The organism is Cognatishimia sp. WU-CL00825, assembly GCF_040364665.1.
In the GTDB taxonomy this organism is placed as follows: Bacteria; Pseudomonadota; Alphaproteobacteria; order Rhodobacterales; family Rhodobacteraceae; genus Cognatishimia.
This window is the reverse complement of the sequence record NZ_BAABWX010000001.1, coordinates 419,976-435,346: the sequence shown is the minus strand read 5'-3', so window position 1 is coordinate 435,346 and position 15,371 is coordinate 419,976. Positions and strand designations below refer to the sequence as shown.

General features: G+C 52.3%; 19 protein-coding genes. 8 read left to right on the top strand and 11 right to left on the bottom strand.

What is annotated here, in order from left to right; all coding sequences use genetic code 11:
* Positions 1–23 precede the first annotated feature (23 nt).
* Both ABXG94_RS02125 and ABXG94_RS02120 read left to right on the top strand, forming a co-directional pair.
* Positions 24–770: a rhomboid family intramembrane serine protease gene (locus ABXG94_RS02125; RefSeq protein WP_353533979.1), complete on the top strand. Its 747-nt coding sequence runs from the start codon at positions 24–26 to the stop codon at positions 768–770.
* Positions 767–1,147 carry a GFA family protein gene (locus ABXG94_RS02120; RefSeq protein WP_353532022.1) on the top strand — a complete coding sequence of 127 codons (381 nt, stop codon included), beginning with the start codon at positions 767–769 and terminating at the stop codon, positions 1,145–1,147. The genes ABXG94_RS02125 and ABXG94_RS02120 overlap by 4 nt, the downstream gene beginning before the upstream one ends.
* A 17-nt stretch (positions 1,148–1,164) precedes the next feature.
* Here ABXG94_RS02120 and ABXG94_RS02115 read toward each other — a convergent pair whose 3' ends face one another.
* Both ABXG94_RS02115 and ABXG94_RS02110 read right to left on the bottom strand, forming a co-directional pair.
* Positions 1,165–1,956 (bottom strand): inositol monophosphatase family protein, encoded by a 792-nt coding sequence (locus tag ABXG94_RS02115; RefSeq protein ID WP_353532021.1) that lies wholly within the window; start codon positions 1,954–1,956, stop codon positions 1,165–1,167.
* Positions 1,957–2,061: 105 nt separating this feature from the next.
* The gene (locus tag ABXG94_RS02110) at positions 2,062–2,967 is read right to left on the bottom strand and encodes a LysR family transcriptional regulator (RefSeq protein ID WP_353533978.1); all 906 of its coding nucleotides are present in this window, start codon (positions 2,965–2,967) and stop codon (positions 2,062–2,064) included.
* A gap of 96 nt (positions 2,968–3,063) precedes the next feature.
* On the opposite strand from ABXG94_RS02110, the gene metF reads away from it, so the two are divergent.
* Positions 3,064–3,930, top strand: coding sequence for a methylenetetrahydrofolate reductase [NAD(P)H] (gene metF, locus ABXG94_RS02105; protein ID WP_353532020.1), 867 nt, complete (start codon positions 3,064–3,066; stop codon positions 3,928–3,930).
* A 39-nt stretch (positions 3,931–3,969) separates the two neighbouring features.
* On the opposite strand, the gene ABXG94_RS02100 is transcribed toward metF, so the two are convergent.
* Positions 3,970–5,040 (bottom strand): T6SS phospholipase effector Tle1-like catalytic domain-containing protein, encoded by a 1,071-nt coding sequence (locus ABXG94_RS02100; RefSeq protein ID WP_353532019.1) that lies wholly within the window; start codon positions 5,038–5,040, stop codon positions 3,970–3,972.
* A gap of 570 nt (positions 5,041–5,610) precedes the next feature.
* Entirely contained in the window at positions 5,611–5,826 is a 216-nt protein-coding gene (locus ABXG94_RS02095) for a DUF1127 domain-containing protein (RefSeq protein ID WP_353532018.1), read from the bottom strand.
* 206 nt (positions 5,827–6,032) lie between these two features.
* Here ABXG94_RS02095 and ABXG94_RS02090 point away from each other — a divergent pair, with 206 nt between their 5' ends.
* The 3 genes from ABXG94_RS02090 to ABXG94_RS02080 all read left to right on the top strand — a co-directional run bounded on the left by ABXG94_RS02090 (position 6,033) and on the right by ABXG94_RS02080 (position 8,958).
* Complete coding sequence (locus ABXG94_RS02090; protein ID WP_353532017.1) at positions 6,033–7,103, top strand: Mrp/NBP35 family ATP-binding protein; 1,071 nt, start codon at positions 6,033–6,035, stop codon at positions 7,101–7,103.
* A gap of 298 nt (positions 7,104–7,401) precedes the next feature.
* Positions 7,402–8,433, top strand: a complete 1,032-nt coding sequence (locus ABXG94_RS02085) for a hypothetical protein (protein WP_353532016.1) — start codon at positions 7,402–7,404, stop codon at positions 8,431–8,433.
* Between the two features lie 162 nt (positions 8,434–8,595).
* The gene (locus ABXG94_RS02080; RefSeq protein ID WP_353532014.1) at positions 8,596–8,958 is read left to right on the top strand and encodes a GFA family protein; all 363 of its coding nucleotides are present in this window, start codon (positions 8,596–8,598) and stop codon (positions 8,956–8,958) included.
* A gap of 36 nt (positions 8,959–8,994) precedes the next feature.
* Here ABXG94_RS02080 and ABXG94_RS02075 read toward each other — a convergent pair whose 3' ends face one another.
* Positions 8,995–9,501 carry a hypothetical protein gene (locus ABXG94_RS02075; RefSeq protein WP_353532013.1) on the bottom strand — a complete coding sequence of 169 codons (507 nt, stop codon included), beginning with the start codon at positions 9,499–9,501 and terminating at the stop codon, positions 8,995–8,997.
* A gap of 233 nt (positions 9,502–9,734) precedes the next feature.
* On the opposite strand from ABXG94_RS02075, the gene ABXG94_RS02070 reads away from it, so the two are divergent.
* Positions 9,735–9,941 (top strand): cold-shock protein, encoded by a 207-nt coding sequence (locus ABXG94_RS02070; protein ID WP_353532012.1) that lies wholly within the window; start codon positions 9,735–9,737, stop codon positions 9,939–9,941.
* 86 nt (positions 9,942–10,027) lie between these two features.
* Here ABXG94_RS02070 and ABXG94_RS02065 read toward each other — a convergent pair whose 3' ends face one another.
* The 3 genes from ABXG94_RS02065 to ctaD form a co-directional block, all read right to left on the bottom strand.
* Entirely contained in the window at positions 10,028–10,516 is a 489-nt protein-coding gene (locus ABXG94_RS02065; protein WP_353532011.1) for a DUF2244 domain-containing protein, read from the bottom strand.
* On the bottom strand, positions 10,516–11,076 hold the full coding sequence (locus ABXG94_RS02060; RefSeq protein ID WP_353532010.1) for a class I SAM-dependent methyltransferase: 561 nt from the start codon (positions 11,074–11,076) through the stop codon (positions 10,516–10,518). Before ABXG94_RS02060 ends, ABXG94_RS02065 begins: the two co-directional genes overlap by 1 nt.
* A gap of 81 nt (positions 11,077–11,157) precedes the next feature.
* Complete coding sequence (ctaD, locus tag ABXG94_RS02055) at positions 11,158–12,831, bottom strand: cytochrome c oxidase subunit I (protein WP_353532009.1); 1,674 nt, start codon at positions 12,829–12,831, stop codon at positions 11,158–11,160.
* A gap of 93 nt (positions 12,832–12,924) precedes the next feature.
* Here ctaD and ABXG94_RS02050 point away from each other — a divergent pair, with 93 nt between their 5' ends.
* A complete protein-coding gene (locus tag ABXG94_RS02050; protein WP_353532008.1) occupies positions 12,925–13,122 on the top strand; it encodes a hypothetical protein in 198 nt (65 codons plus the stop codon).
* 21 nt (positions 13,123–13,143) lie between these two features.
* Here ABXG94_RS02050 and ABXG94_RS02045 read toward each other — a convergent pair whose 3' ends face one another.
* The 3 genes from ABXG94_RS02045 to ABXG94_RS02035 form a co-directional block, all read right to left on the bottom strand.
* On the bottom strand, positions 13,144–13,614 hold the full coding sequence (locus ABXG94_RS02045) for a c-type cytochrome (protein WP_353532007.1): 471 nt from the start codon (positions 13,612–13,614) through the stop codon (positions 13,144–13,146).
* A gap of 194 nt (positions 13,615–13,808) precedes the next feature.
* A complete protein-coding gene (lipB, locus tag ABXG94_RS02040; protein WP_353532005.1) occupies positions 13,809–14,471 on the bottom strand; it encodes a lipoyl(octanoyl) transferase LipB in 663 nt (220 codons plus the stop codon).
* Entirely contained in the window at positions 14,464–15,312 is an 849-nt protein-coding gene (locus ABXG94_RS02035) for a LytTR family DNA-binding domain-containing protein (RefSeq protein WP_353532004.1), read from the bottom strand. Before ABXG94_RS02035 ends, lipB begins: the two co-directional genes overlap by 8 nt.
* Between the last annotated feature and the right edge of the window lie 59 nt (positions 15,313–15,371).

The following is a 15,371-nucleotide window of genomic DNA, read 5'->3' as shown; positions in this document are numbered from 1 at the left end:
CGTATTCCGGCCAGCTTGGAAAGATGTTCCCAATCCGTGATCACAATCCATCTGGCCGCATACCCTATTTGACCTATGCATTGATCGCCACAAATGTGGCGATCTTTCTTTACACTTGGCCGCTGGAAGCTCAGCCCGCTTTATTGGCTTCGTTCTACTCAGATTGGGCATTGTTCCCAAATCGCGTTTCCAGTGGGCAGGATTTCCAAGGGCTTTTCACCTCTATGTTTTTGCATGGGGGGCTGATGCATCTTGCAGGCAACATGCTGTTTCTTTGGATCTTTGGCGACAACCTAGAAGACGAAATGGGGCACCTGGGATTTGCGGCGTTCTATTGTTTTGCAGGCATTGGAGCCGGATTGGCCCAAGTCATCGCTGCCCCGCAAAGTGGCATTCCCACAGTTGGAGCGTCAGGCGCAATTTCTGGTGTCATGGGGGGCTATTTGCTGATGTATCCTAAAGCTCGCGTAGATATCTTGGTGGTATTGATTGTGTTCTTCAAGGTTTTCACCGTCCCCGCTTGGCTCATGCTTGGCCTTTGGTTTGTGCTGCAGCTGGCCAGCGGCCTGACCTCAGAAATTGCAACAAGCGGCGTGGCGTATTGGGCCCACGCCGGGGGTTTTGCCATTGGGCTGATCCTTACCATTCCCTTGTGGCTGCGGCGCGGAGGCACCGAGTTCTGGAGTTTTACCCTTGGCCAACCGCGCAACCCTGAAGCGCGCTATCGGTTTGCCAAAACAGACATTCCAAAGGTGAATAGAAGAAAATGAATTATGTTCTAACTTGCCACTGCAAGGCCGTTACAATTCATGTCACTCTGTCTGAGGGTTTGGAAACAGCTAGACGTTGTGATTGTAGCTATTGTAGTAGACGTGGCGCAATTGCCGTCAGCGCCGCGCTTGACGGCTTAGAAATTGTCACGGGTAATGATATGCTGTCGCTGTATCAATGGGGCACCAAAACGGCGAAGCACTACTTTTGTAACAATCGCGGGATCTACACACACCATCAGCGTCGATCCGACCCAAACCAATTTGGTATCAACGTGGCCTGTCTAGAGGGCGTTGACCCAAAAGATTTGGGCGATGTCAGATGGGTCGATGGGATAAACCACCCATGTGACCGGAAACAAAAAAAGGCGCTCTAAAGAGCGCCTGATTTACTTTAGGACTGGCGAATAACCTTTGAGAATTGATCAAAAATCGGCTCATTTGCGCACAAAACTGTTCCGCTATCGATCACGCTTTCACTTGGATCAATTGCATGCACAAAGCCGCCGGCTTCTTTCACGATAATGATCCCTGCTGCGATATCCCAGGCGTTCAAACCGCGCTCCCAATAGCCATCATAGCGGCCAGCCGCGACATAGGCCAAATCAAGCGACGCAGCACCCCAACGGCGCACGCCCGCACATGTCGGCATCAAACGAGCCAGATCTTGCAAAGTCTCAGGCAAATCCCGACGACCCGCAAAAGGAATGCCGGTTGCAAAGACAGATTCAATCATGCGGCTACGGGCTGAAACACGCAGCCGCTGCTTGTCATTCAACCAAGCACCTTCGCCTTTTTCTGCGTAGAACATTTCATCTTTAGCGGCATCAAAAACCACGCCGGCAACGATTTCACCTTTGTGTTCGAGCGCGATGGAAACCGCCCAATGTGGCATACCGTGCAAAAAATTTGTGGTGCCATCCAAAGGGTCGACAATCCAGCGTCGTGTTGGGTCTTTCCCTTCTTCACCACCGCCTTCTTCGCCCAACCAACCATATGTCGGGCGCGCCGCCATCAGCTCTTCTTTGATGATTTCTTCGGCTGCGACATCGGCGCGGCTGACAAAATCGCCTGCGCCTTTCATCGAGACCTGAAGGTTTTCGACTTCGCGAAAATCCTTCACCAAAGAGCGTCCAGCTTTGCGAGCCGCCTTCATCATGACGTTTAGATTTGCACTGCCCACCATGGCTTGGCTCCTTTGATATCAGAGCGCGCGTATACGCGGGAAAGGACCAGTTGCCAAGGCCCAAACCCCTAATGAACAAGCTTTTGTCTCTAGGCTTGCACGCGACTATATGCTTTGCAGCTTTTTGGCCTCTTTCCCAGCAAGTTCAATCAATTCCTGCATGTAAGGCTTAGCCAAATCGTCGCTGCGTGTCGCGGCAAAAAGCCCCCGTGTCAGCCCCTGTTTCGTCAATGGGCGTGTGACATAATCAGACGAATATTTCACCTCGCGCACTACCCAGTCTGGCAACACCGAGACGCCACGATTTGAGGCAACCAGCAAAAGAATGACAGCAGTTAGCTCTGCCTGCCGCACGCTTTCGGGCTCTACTTTTGCCGGCGACAAAAGTTGGCTGAAAATATCCAAGCGCGAGCGTTCAACCGGATAGGTAATCAGGGTTTGCCCCCGAAAATCCTCGGCTTCAATCCAATCTTTCTGCGCCAATGGATGCTGACTTGATGCCACAAAAACGGGTTTGTAATCAAAGAGATGGGTAAATTCGACACCAGATAACTTTTCCGGATCAGAGGAGACAACCAAATCGACCTCTTCTTTCTGCAAGGCTGGCAAGGCGTCAAATGCAAGACCTGGCCGAATATCAACGTCGACATCCGGCCATTTCTTTCGGAATTTTTCCAGCACAGGAAAAAGCCACTCAAAACATGCGTGGCATTCTATTGCGATGTGCAACCGTCCGGAACTTCCGTCACGCAGACCGCTGAATTCTTCTTCAAGTGCACGCACTTCGGGCAAAATGCGATCCGCCAAGCGCAACAGACGCATACCAGCGGCCGATAACTTCATGGGCTTTGAGCGGCGTACAAACAACTCAATACCCGCCTGATCCTCTAACCCTTTGATTTGATGCGACAAAGCCGATTGCGTGATATTCAACTGATCTGCCGCCCGCGCCAAGCCCCCGCATTCATGAATGGCCTTTACCGTGCGCAAATGACGAAATTCGATGTGCATTCTCATGTGAGGCTCATATTGTTGTTGAATATTATGAAGTTTTCTCACATGTGGAATTCTGCAACAAGGGGTCAACGCCAAAAGGACCCAAAAAAAATGACTGCGCCAAACATTTCACTCGAATTCTTTCCACCCAAGAACCTAGAAGGTTCGTTTCGTCTTTGGGATACCGTTCAAGTGCTTGCGCCATTGCAACCGCGATTTGTTTCCGTGACCTACGGGGCTGGCGGAACCACGCGCGAGTTGACACGGGACGCGGTGGCAACCCTGCATAAATCCAGTGGCCTCAACGTTGCGGCCCATTTGACATGTGTGGACGCAACCAAATCTGAGACGTTGGAAATTGCAGACGGTTTTGCGGCGGCCGGTGTCAGCGAATTAGTGGCATTGCGTGGCGACCCTCCGAAAGGCAGTGATGCCTTCACACCGCATCCTGACGGTTTTGCAAACAGCGTTGAGTTGATCGAAGCTTTGTCTGACACTGGCAAATTCACAATTCGTGTGGGGGCCTATCCAGAAAAACACCCAGAGGCCAAAGACAGCAAAGCAGACATTGATTGGCTTAAAGCAAAACTGGACGCTGGCGCAAGCGAAGCTCTGACGCAGTTTTTCTTTGAGCCCGAAGCGTTTCTACGGTTCCGCGACGATTGCGTAAAAGCCGGTATCACAGCCCCGATCGTCCCTGGTATTTTGCCCATTGAGAACTGGAAAGGCGTGCGAAAATTCGCAACGCGCTGCGGCACCAATGTTCCTGCTTGGCTAGACGACGCGTTTGAAAAAGCGGTACGTGACGATCGCGAGGATTTGCTTGCAACATCGCTCTGTAGCGAGCTTTGCAGCACTTTGCTGGATGAGGGCGTGCAAGATCTACATTTCTACACGCTGAACAAGCCAGAACTCACCCGCGACGTGTGTCACGCCCTTGGAATCACCCAAGCTGCAAATCTAGAAAACGTCGCATAAAACTAGGGTTGTGAACATAAGGCGCACTCGCTCTGTGCCTTATGCCTGCTTTCTGAAGGGCCAAAAGCGTCGCTCTGATGGCTCTTCGGTAATTTGAGCAGTTTCGTGAATGCGTTCGGATCTGTCTTTGCCAATCACGCGCGCCCCCCTGAGTAAAAAGATCTTCCCCCATCCACTCCAGGTGCCCACCGACGGCGCATGGACGTCTGTTTCAAAGCGATTTTTCCAACCTTCGGGTAAGGGCAAGCCACAGCTTTCGGCCCGATCAAGCATCCATATCAAAGGAATGTTTGCAAGCGGTCGCGCGGCTTCAAACCCGCTTATATGCCCTCCGACGTCGCCATGCGTGCCCCTGAACCAAACCTGTTCGGCACGCCCTTGCCATTCATCCGGGCATTCCCACAACACAGGTTCATAGGCCAGCCGCGTTTCATCCATGGCCAGGGCTTGATATCCATTTTTGACAGATGTCCCAAGATGGTGATTATGAAACCCGTGTTTGACCTCTGCCCACCGCCAAAAAATCGGCAAACGTACACCAAGCGCCTTTACGGTGTCCCAAACACCAATCATCTCTATTTCAACATCGGGGTGGCAATACAGCCGCTTGAAATCAACAGCCGTTGCACTGTCTGGGCCCTTTTCGTAGTGGCGATAGGCCTGTCGAATGTGGCGCACAGTTGCGTATTTGGGACTTAGGAGTCCGACGCGGTCAATCACGCCCGCCAAAGAACGTGCCGCAAAAGCGCCGCGAGAATAACCAAAAAGGAAAATCCGGTCACCGGGGCGATACCGCGAGGCCAGAAATCCATAGGCACGCCGAATTTGCTTGTTTATGCCTCTCCCCATCATAACGTCGGGGGCATTCTTCCAATGTGTGAACTGCACCCCAGCCTCGTAAAACAACGAAACGTTAGGGGCCATTTCTGCGACAAGGCGATAGGCGTGACCAGCGTTGGTTTCCATGCCCTCTGTCAATGACGACATCGTACCGTCAAGGATGATGACATGTGTCTGGGGCCCTCTATTGCGCTCAACATCGCTGTGTTGCGCCGCAGGACGACGGCGCAGAACTCTTCGTACAAAAGACTTGATGTTTGGCAGTTTCATTTTGGCCCCGTCTCCTTTTCCCGGGCTATTTCTATTTTGTCCCAATCGTCGTCAGTTCTTCACTTAAAATATGTTACTGCAGCGTGCGCTGCACCTAAGTTCAGCGCAAAATCACGTTACGAATGTTTCATTGCTCTAAAAGCTATCGGGCAACCAAGGCACGATCACGGCATTTGGGTGCCCAAAATCCAATCTTTTCATGCGCAAAGCCAAATCATGCAGATTGTGAATTCATTACTGAAGCTGATTTTGGAAATCCCATTCTGCGCGCACATTAGGCACAAAAAAACGGTGACACCAGGGAGGAGGAGGGTGCCACCGTCATTTTAGCGTCAGGCCAGGGAGGAGGAAGGCCGTTCGCGTCTGTGGGGCCAAAGCCCATAATCAGGTCCGGCAACGCAGGGAGGAGGAGAGCGCTGCCGGTCTTGCACAAAGGCCTCTAGGGAGGAGACGAGACCTTTGTATCTGTGTGGGCCTAAGCCCGGAATTTCTGCGACGACATCAGGGAGGAGGAAGATGCCGTCGCTGTCCTCGATTGACCAGGGAGGAGGTAGGTCAACCGAATTCGAATTAGAGGCCGTAAACGGCGTTCAAAGCTGCTGCCTTGATGCCAGAACGGGAAAGACCCAAATCACTTAGCTCGCGTGCCGAAAGCCCCTGAAGTTCAGAAACCGTCTTGCGATAAAGGCGGTACTGAGTGAAACGCGCGATCCAATCCCCAAAAATGGAGGTTGAAGAAAGCTCGATACGAACTGCTGTTGCGGTGTAACCAGTTGCCATTGCCATTGTCTTAATCCTTCTCGCGCTCTCGGCGCTGTTGTGACATTGATATAGGAGATTGCTGCACCCGCACAACAATCAGTTATGCAATGCTGCTATGCAGAAACTGAATAGCGTAAGAGGACCGTCCAAACCGTTCACACTTAGTTAAGAAACGAAGGGGTTGCTCTGGGTGGAGGGGGGGGGGTAGGTCGGGGGAAAGGAGAATTCGGATGTCGGTAACAGAACAACAGGTGAAAAATGCTCTGGCGACCTTGGGGTTGCCAGGAGGCGGAGATCTGGTCAGCGGAGATATGATACGCGCCCTTCACATTGAAGGCGACAAAGTGCGCTTTGTGATCGAAGCCCCCTCGCCCGAAATCGCGCGACGAATGGAGGGTTTGCGCCAAGCGGCAGAACAGGTTGTCGGACAGCTTGCTGGCGTAGCTTCGGTGTCAGCCGCACTCACAGCCCACGGTCCCGCCGAGCAAAAGGCCCCGCCAAGCTTAAAAGTGGGCGGCCATCCAAAACCCCAAGATGGACCCATGAAGATCGCTGGCGTAAAACGCATTATTGCGGTTGGTTCCGGCAAAGGTGGCGTTGGCAAATCAACTGTCTCAAGCAACCTCGCAGTGGCGCTGGCAAAGCAAGGTCGCAAGGTTGGGCTGCTGGACGCAGATATCTATGGACCATCGCAACCGCGCATGATGGGCATCCAAAAACGCCCCTCTTCGCCTGATGGAAAAACCATTATTCCCCTTCAATCCCATGGCGTTACCCTTATGTCGATCGGCTTTATGCTGGACCCAGACAAAGCGGTTGTTTGGCGCGGCCCTATGCTTATGGGCGCATTGCAGCAAATGCTAGGTCAGGTTCAATGGGGCGAGCTAGATGTGCTTATTGTTGACCTGCCACCGGGCACTGGGGACGTGCAACTGACGCTGTGCCAAAAAACCGAACTCAGCGGTGCCATTCTTGTTTCAACACCGCAAGATGTCGCTTTGATTGATGCGCGCAAGGCCATCGACATGTTCAATTCACTGAAGACGCCCGTGCTGGGGATGATCGAGAACATGTCGACGCATATCTGCAGCAACTGTGGCCATGAAGAACATATATTTGGGCATGGTGGTGTCGCCGCTGAAGCCGAAAAATTGGGCCTGCCTTTATTAGGCACCCTGCCCCTTGATCTGGACACACGTTTGGCTGGTGATGCAGGGACACCGATTGCTGCAGGAAAAGGCCAAATGGCCGACGCTTATGCACGCATTGCAGAGGGCCTGATCAAAGGCGGGATCGCCTAGGCAACACTTTGTTAATTGTACAAATTGTACGTTTCACGCGCTGAAACGTACGATTCGTCACCTATTTCCAAGCATAATACCTTGTTAACATTTGGATCGCCGCACATGCTGCAGCGCAGAGAAACGTTGCGGAAAAATCCCTGCGCATAGTTGGCCTGGGATGTTTCTAAGACAACAAATTCACAAATTGATATGTGATAGTTTTGCCACAGCACAACCTATGGTCACAATTACCACCACTTTAAGTCACCTTTACGTGTAATTCAGTCTAATATTGATACTAAAAGTGAGGTGAGGCATGACATTGGTCACGAGATTCAACTTTGCAGAAATAATTAGAACAGAAAAACAAACATTTTCTTTTCCACTTGTAATAACTTGCTGTCTATCGATGAGTTTTGTGTTGGCAGCGACGCATTCCAATGCTCAGAAATCAAATATACTGTGCGATGAAACGGTTATTAAGAAACAGGTAGAGACTGCTGAGGACAAGCTGGGCGCTTGGGATTCACTTTACGACAAGCAACGTGAATTCATGGGAAAGCAACCCCTTCACAAGAAACCCGAAAAAACCGAAGAAACCATCACAGGCTGTACATTGCAGCCACCCGAGAATGGACCAAAATTTGACGGCCAGCAGACAGACGACGCAATTGTCGAAGACACCTCGCTGACCTCTGATCAAAGGCAAACACGCACAGAATCCTCAGATAGTGAGGAAAGTATTTCCTCGACCACAAAGATGGAAAAAACCGAAAAAATCTTTGAAAAGGACTTTTTGACCCAATTCCTAGAGGGGAATACTTTGTTCTTACAAGTCGCAGCAATTTCGATACTTATCGCGATAGCCTGCGCTGGGGCGTATTTCCTGAGATATTTGTTTCAAATTACGCTGGGTCTTTTGCGACGCCGTCGCATTTGCAATATCCCCTGCTCTATTGTCAGCGGACGCAATGAAGTTACCGGCCATATCACCATTCTGGGGCTGAATTGCTCGCGTTTTGTACCAGATGGACCGGAAAATCACGCCTATCTTTCAAAACTATTGGCCGACAAAGAATATCATTTTTTCGATCTAATTGTTGGTGAAAATCTGGAACCAGTTTTCATCAACGGCCTAAAAGGCTTTTTTACACCCTGTGCTTTTGACAAACGCTTAAGTGTTAAAAGACAGAAACGCTTGTTGGCTCATTCCGATATCACACCGCAAATTGGCCAATTGGTTTCCGTGCCGCACGACAAAAAACTGCACAAGAAAATCATGGCAGCCCGTGCGTTGCATGAGAAATCTGGCAATGAGATTGCACCAAATCTTAGCGCCGTTACCTAAGCTGGGCATCTCGTGCCGTCTTGCAACCACTAACTGCCTTACGACAACTCTGGCGGCGTCAAATGTTGGTGACGCGTTCGGTTTCAGAAAAAGAGCGTTCGTATTTAGGCAGAGTTTGACCTGAGCCGTTGCTAGTATAGGCATGAAATGAAGGGAGATTTCATGTTTGGAAGCTGTTTATGTGGCAAAGTCTCGTTCGAGATCCAAGGCGATGCGCGCGACGTTATGGCCTGTCATTGTTCGCAATGCCGCAAAACGTCTGGCCATTATGTGGCAGCCACGCAGGTGAACGATACAGATCTTGTTATTCAGGGGGCGGCCAATATCACTTGGTTTGAAAGCTCTGCATCGGCCAAGCGCGGGTTTTGCGCAACCTGTGGCAGTTCGCTGTTCTGGAAACCCAACGATCGCCCCAGGACCTCGGTGCATGCGGGCTGTTTGGACAACCCAACCGGACTGGTCATGACGCAACAAATCTGCAGTGATGACAAAGGGGATTACTATGATTTGCCCCTGCCCAAATAGCGTGTAGGTCTTTGGTTATAAACCGCCTTGTGCGGGCTAGATCAATGGATCATAGGCCCATTGCAACAAGGCTTGTCTTTGTTTTGGCCGACAAAACACATCAGCGGGGTCACAGTTTTGTCGAACCTGAGCGGCGTGGCGGGCAAAGGCACGCCAACGTTTGATCTGTTTTTTATCAACATCTATCAGCCGCCGCCCCATGTAATATCTACAATACCATTGAAACCAGCCCCTGGGGTCGGGCGCAAGTATCCACCCCTTTTGCTGCCAAACCTGAAGCGCCTGTCGGCTTTGTACGCCAAAGAAGTTGAGGCGCGCGTCGGGTCGTTCTGCAAGTTTGGCATTGGTAAACCACGCGCTTGGAAACTCTTGGGTACAATCATTGAGGTATTTGCCTTCGAACACCCCCATCGCCAGCATTTCTGCAGGTGAGACATGGGGTTGAAAGTCCGGGTCGCTTATCGCGCCGATGGCTGCTGTGCACTCATATCTGTAGCTGCGCTGCATTTTATCATTCACCAAAACCAACCTTGGTTGCGACATTGTTTGAATTTCCTGCGTCTATTCTGAAACACCTGATTTTTAATTAGCGCGTGTCGACGGATTGAAAAGCTTATCGTGCAAAATACTTGCCAAAAGCACCATTCGCCCCTAACTAAGAGCTGCGACGTTACCACTATCGGTTATACTGCTCCATTCGGCTCAGTCTTTCGATCTTGCACTGGCTTTGCCGACCTGCCGCATTCCGTGGGCAGTTTTTTATAAGGAGAATGACGATGGCTACTGGCACCGTCAAATGGTTTAACACAACAAAAGGCTTCGGCTTTATCGCACCTGACAATGGTGGCAAGGACGTGTTTGTACACATTTCTGCCGTTGAGCGTGCGGGCCTGACTGGTCTTGCAGACAACCAAAAAGTTACATTCGAAATCGAACCAGGCCGTGACGGCCGCGAAAGCGCGTCAGACATCGCACTGGCGTAAGTTTCGCATACGCGAGATTTTGAAAAGATTGCAGGGGGCGTATCGGCAACGATGCGCCCTTTTGCGTGGCTGGTTTGGACTATGCCTTAGCGCTGCGCCTTGTCGAGATATTGGTTTAGCTCCACAAACAGCGCCACACGCTCATCCTCGGACAGAAAGCGCCCCAGTTCGACCTGCCGCCCCTTGCCAGAAAGGGTGATGTACTGCGGCACAGGCCCATCTGTCTTGTGGATCTCGGCGCGCACCCAATAGATGTTGCAGTCCCAGCTTTGCGCCGCCCCACGCGCAGGCCTGTGTGTCAGCGTCAGGATGTCCGCATCGCGCGTCAGCTGCTCTGACACATAGCCATCGCGATAGCTGCGCCGCAGCGCCGCCCAGAGCGCCCAGACCGCAGCGATGAAAAACGGCAGCAGCCACCAAAAGGCAGCTTTGCCGCTAAAGGCTAAGAGCGGCAGCGCAAACATGACAGAGATGATCAATATCACCGCTGCAAAGCCGCGCCTTGGCAAGGAACGATGTGCCTGCAAGGTCAGAACAACCGGGCCGGCAGGGGTATCAGTCCAGTGATAGGGCATTAGATCTCATGTGTGTTTGATGGCTTGGAAGCAAAAAGCACGGTGCGTTGGTGGGTGTCTTTGACAAGGGTTTCATGATAATTGAGCCGCAGCCCCGCCCCATTCAACAAGCGCCGATAGCCGGAACGTGAAAGCGAGGCGTGATATACAGGTTCGCCGAAGACCTGCCCAGTGACTTCGCCTTTGAGATCGCCGACTGTCAACATCAGACGCCCCTCGGGGCGCAACATCTCGCATAGTTTTGGCAGGGTGTGCTGTTGCTCTGACGGGGTCAGATGAAAAAACCCATCCCAGCTTAAGATGATGTCAAACGCACCCATTCCGGCTGGCCTGCGCATATCCATTACCTTCCAACACGCATCTGGATAGATTTGCGGTGGATAATTGTGTTGCGCCAAACAGATCATTTCCGCGCAGCCGTCTATCCCGGTCAACCGGTGTCCTCTGGCCAAAATAGCATCGGCAAACGGCTTGCCGGTGTTGCGGCGCGCATCCCATTCTTTCGCATGACGATCATAAACCGAGACAGTGGCGTCTTTGATTTGCGCTAGATCTGGCATCTTGCCTCGCTGTCCTCTGCTCAAAAAAAAAGGGCCCCGGAGGTGATCCGAGGCCCTAGTAATTATTACTTTAGTCAAGGACTAGTGCGAAGGTGCTTTGTCCCAGTCTTCCTGTTTTGGAAGAATTTCAAAGGTGTGCTCTGGGGGTGGGCACGGCAGTGTCCATTCCAGGGTATCCGCATATTCATTCCAATAGTTATTCTCTGTCACTTTCTTGCCCTTAAAGAGCGCGTAGAAAACGATGCCAAAGAACAACAGCAGGGACGCAAAGGAGAGGAACGCGCCATAAGAGCTGATCTTGTTCCAATAAGCGAAGGCTTCTGGATAGTCGATATAACGACGTGGCATGCCCTGACGACCCAAGAAGTGCTGTGGGAAGAAGGTCAGGTTTGCGCCAATAAAGAACAGCCAGAAGTGGATTTTCGCGGCCATCTCTGGGTAGTGACGACCTGTCATTTTACCAAAGTAGAAGTATACGCCCGCAAAGATCGCAAAGACCGCGCCCAAGGACATAACGTAATGGAAGTGCGCCACAACATAATATGTGTCGTGATAGGCTCGGTCCACAGAGGCTTGAGACAGAACGATGCCGGTGACGCCGCCCATTGTGAACAAGATCAAAAAGCCAAATGCAAACAGCATTGGCGCCTTAAACTCGATCGAGCCGCCCCACATAGTCGCGATCCACGAGAAGATTTTTACCCCGGTTGGAACCGCGATAACCATTGTGGCCATCATAAAGTAGGACTGCTGAGACAGGCTCATGCCGACCGTGTACATGTGGTGCGCCCAGACAACAAAGCCCAATGCACCAATCGCGATGATCGCCCAAACCATTGGCAAATAACCAAAGACCGGCTTGCGCGCAAATGTGGCGATAACGTGAGAGATGATGCCAAAGCCCGGCAGAATAACGATGTACACTTCTGGGTGGCCAAAGAACCACAGGATGTGCTGATACAGGATCGGGTCGCCGCCGCCAGCAGGGTCAAAGAAGGTTGTGCCAAAGTTACGGTCCGTCAGCAGCATGGTGATTGCGCCCGCCAGAACCGGCAGAGCCAGAAGGATCAACCAAGCGGTGACAAAAATCGACCATGCAAACAATGGAACCTTGAACAAAGTCATGCCAGGCGCACGCATGTTCAGGAAGGTTGTGATCATGTTGATCGCGCCAAGGATCGAAGAGGCGCCCGAAACGTGCACCGCAAAGATCGCCAGATCCATAGAGAAGCCGCCTTCGGTGGTGGACAATGGTGGGTAAAGAACCCAACCAACACCAGAGCCCAGCTGGCCGTTACCGCCAGGTGAGAACATGGAGGCAACACCCAAAGCCGTACCCGCAACATACAGCCAGAACGACAGGTTGTTCATGCGTGGGAACGCCATGTCCGGCGCACCAATTTGCAACGGCATGAAATAGTTACCAAACCCGCCGAAAAGCGCAGGAATGACAACAAAGAACATCATCAAAACACCGTGGTAGGTGATGAATACGTTCCAGAGATGACCGTTTGGCGTACAAACGCCCTCGCCACCGCCCAAGAAGCGCTGACCTTCCAGGCACATGTATTGCACGCCGGGCTCCATGAGCTCCAGACGCATACCAACAGTCAATGCAACGGCGATCAGGCCGACAACTGCAGATACGATGAGATAAAGAAGACCAATGTCTTTATGGTTCGTGGACATAAACCAGCGCGTAAAGAAACCGCGGTTGTCCTCGTGTTCGTGGCCGTGAATGGCTGCGTCCGCCATGCTTCGCCTCCTGTCAAAGTGCATAAGAGACACGTGAGTCACCCCGCGCGTCTGGATTCCAAGCCGTTTTAAAGTGCAAGTGGCGGCGCGGCAATGACCGTCTTTGACGCAGATCAAGAAAAAGTGACGCGGGGGGCTGATCTTGGATCAAATTGGGGACTTTTGACGCGCTTACAACCGCGTCTGCGCCAAAACTCACGGGTCTGCTGCTTTGCCTCGCCACCGATGCGTGTTGGCGGACCTGTGGAAATTGAAAAATCCCTGCCAGTTTTGTGGCTGGCAGGGATCTGAAAATTACCAATTGTGCCTGGCTTATTCGCTGGCCGCAGCTGGTTCTTCTTCTGAAGGGGCATCCATCTCTTCTGTCATCTCTTCGGTCGCAGGGACCAAAGAGGCCAAAAACGCTGCCACATCCGGGCCGCCTTTTTTCAGCTTCAGCGTCATTTTGCTTTTGCCTTTGGTGCCTTTGGCTTTCAGATAACCACGTGGATCTGCAATAAAGGCGGCCAATTCTTCTTCGGTCCAAATCAATCCGCTTTCGCCGACCGTCACCAGATCTTTGGAATAGCGAAAATCAGCAGAAGCCACTTGGCGACCAATCACCCCATAAAGGTTAGGACCGGTGCGGCCGCCTTTGAACAGAACCTCCCCTTCTGGGGTGACAATGCTGTGGCAGGCTTTGCACTTGCCAAATGTTTTTTGCCCCTTTTCAACATCACCTTCGGCAAAAGCCGCTGTCGAGAGTGCAAAAAGCGCAAGCGCGGCGCTATAAACCAGTTTCATAAGATTGCCTTTGTAAAAGTTGCGCGTTCGCTATAATTTGCGGCATTCGCCGGGGATGTACAACGGACAAATCAACGCGGCGCGCCCATTGTGATCGCTTAGGCTGATTGCCGCGCTTTAGCCTTTGTGCTTGATCAAAATACCCCGGGGGAGGTCAAAACATGTTTTGACCGGGGGCAGCGCCCCTTTCTATGTCAGCTCGAGATTTGGGCCTCAAACACCTCGGCAAAGGCCTTTTGCAGCGCCACATCTACGTCTTCCATTGTTACTGGCAGACCCAAATCAACCAACGACGTCACCCCGTGTTCGGTGATACCGCAGGGCACAATACCAGAAAAATGCTCCAGATCCGGTTCGACATTGATCGACACCCCATGAAAGCTGACCCATTTGCGCAGCCGGATACCAATTGCGGCCACTTTGTCTTCGGCCACCTGCCCTGTCAGCGTTAATGGCTTATCGGGCCGCGCGACCCACACCCCGACACGGCCGTCGCGGATCTCGCCTTTGACGTTGAACTGATCCAGCGTGGTGATGACCCATTCTTCGAGGCGCTTTACAAAGCCCCGCACATCTTTGCCGCGTTTGGCGACGTCAAGCATGACATAGGCCACGCGCTGGCCGGGACCATGATAAGTATACTGCCCGCCGCGCTTGGATGTGTGCACCGGAAAACGGCCTGGGTCGGTCAGGTCTTCGATTTTGGCACTGGTGCCTGCGGTATAAAGCGCAGGATGCTCGACCAGCCAGATGCATTCGTCTTCGGTGCCAGCACGAATGGCCTCGGCCCGCGCCTCCATAAAGGCCACAGCCGTTGCGTAATCCGTCAGGCCAGTGCTGATTTTCCATTCAACCATGCGGGCGTTCCTTTGCAGAGATTGGAAACACTCCGGCCTCCTTTAGAGCAGCGACATAGGTGCGGCTGGCCGGAATGTCACGTCCATCCGACATCGAAAGCACCGCTTTGGCCCCGTCGCGCCGCGCCGCGGAAATCTGATCAAGCGCCACCCAATGGCTGCGATGGACCTGCATGCCATTGGTGTCGCCCACTTCGCCCATGGCATCACTTAGGCGCATCAGCAACAGTTCCTGCCCTTTCACGGTTACAACCTCTACGTAGTGATCGCTGACCGACATTGAAATCAAGGCCCCCCGTTTTTCAAAGGGTAGACGCCGCATCAGGCTTGGCTCTGGCGTCTGACTACTGGCTTGGGTTCTGGCCAGGCTGGTGCCTGTGTCAGCAACCGGGATCTGCGCGGCTTCAAAGTGACGCCTGATCTGCACGAAGGCCACAGTGATGATCATTGAAATACCAACCACATTTGCGCCCAGCGTCAGGGTGCAAGACAGACAGCTTAGGGAAACGTCAAACAAAGCCACATTTAACAGCAGCAATGCCGCAAATATTGCCAAGCCTGCCATGGCCCCTGCCGCAAATGTAGCTGGCCAAAACCCCAGCCCCCAATTCTTGAACAGAGCACTGGCGGCGGTGCCCACATAGGACCCCAAAAAGAAAAAACCGGTGGCAGAGCCAACCCAATAAAACAACCGTGGCACAATTGGCATGACGGCTTCTGTCCCAAATGGGCCAGCAAGTCCTAAGATAACACCAGTGGCCAAGAGACACGTCCAGACAATACGGCTGTGAAACATCAATTGCATTTCACGCTTCGCGAGGTGCAAGGGGGTGTCGTTCACGCAGTTCTCCGGTCGTTTACGTTTCAGCGCTCGCCAAAAACGCGGCACTTGATCCAAAG

Bases quoted from the DNA above. Each gene is read 5' to 3' on its own strand.
- ABXG94_RS02125 (WP_353533979.1), top strand. From the start codon at position 24: ATGTTCCCAATCCGTGATCACAATCCATCTGGCCGCATACCCTATTTG.
- ABXG94_RS02120 (WP_353532022.1), top strand. From the start codon at position 767: ATGAATTATGTTCTAACTTGCCACTGCAAGGCCGTTACAATTCATGTC.
- ABXG94_RS02115 (WP_353532021.1), bottom strand. From the start codon at position 1,956: ATGGTGGGCAGTGCAAATCTAAACGTCATGATGAAGGCGGCTCGCAAA.
- ABXG94_RS02110 (WP_353533978.1), bottom strand. From the start codon at position 2,967: ATGCACATCGAATTTCGTCATTTGCGCACGGTAAAGGCCATTCATGAA.
- metF (WP_353532020.1), top strand. From the start codon at position 3,064: ATGACTGCGCCAAACATTTCACTCGAATTCTTTCCACCCAAGAACCTA.
- ABXG94_RS02100 (WP_353532019.1), bottom strand. From the start codon at position 5,040: ATGAAACTGCCAAACATCAAGTCTTTTGTACGAAGAGTTCTGCGCCGT.
- ABXG94_RS02095 (WP_353532018.1), bottom strand. From the start codon at position 5,826: ATGGCAATGGCAACTGGTTACACCGCAACAGCAGTTCGTATCGAGCTT.
- ABXG94_RS02090 (WP_353532017.1), top strand. From the start codon at position 6,033: ATGTCGGTAACAGAACAACAGGTGAAAAATGCTCTGGCGACCTTGGGG.
- ABXG94_RS02085 (WP_353532016.1), top strand. From the start codon at position 7,402: ATGACATTGGTCACGAGATTCAACTTTGCAGAAATAATTAGAACAGAA.
- ABXG94_RS02080 (WP_353532014.1), top strand. From the start codon at position 8,596: ATGTTTGGAAGCTGTTTATGTGGCAAAGTCTCGTTCGAGATCCAAGGC.
- ABXG94_RS02075 (WP_353532013.1), bottom strand. From the start codon at position 9,501: ATGTCGCAACCAAGGTTGGTTTTGGTGAATGATAAAATGCAGCGCAGC.
- ABXG94_RS02070 (WP_353532012.1), top strand. From the start codon at position 9,735: ATGGCTACTGGCACCGTCAAATGGTTTAACACAACAAAAGGCTTCGGC.
- ABXG94_RS02065 (WP_353532011.1), bottom strand. From the start codon at position 10,516: ATGCCCTATCACTGGACTGATACCCCTGCCGGCCCGGTTGTTCTGACC.
- ABXG94_RS02060 (WP_353532010.1), bottom strand. From the start codon at position 11,076: ATGCCAGATCTAGCGCAAATCAAAGACGCCACTGTCTCGGTTTATGAT.
- ctaD (WP_353532009.1), bottom strand. From the start codon at position 12,831: ATGGCGGACGCAGCCATTCACGGCCACGAACACGAGGACAACCGCGGT.
- ABXG94_RS02050 (WP_353532008.1), top strand. From the start codon at position 12,925: ATGACCGTCTTTGACGCAGATCAAGAAAAAGTGACGCGGGGGGCTGAT.
- ABXG94_RS02045 (WP_353532007.1), bottom strand. From the start codon at position 13,614: ATGAAACTGGTTTATAGCGCCGCGCTTGCGCTTTTTGCACTCTCGACA.
- lipB (WP_353532005.1), bottom strand. From the start codon at position 14,471: ATGGTTGAATGGAAAATCAGCACTGGCCTGACGGATTACGCAACGGCT.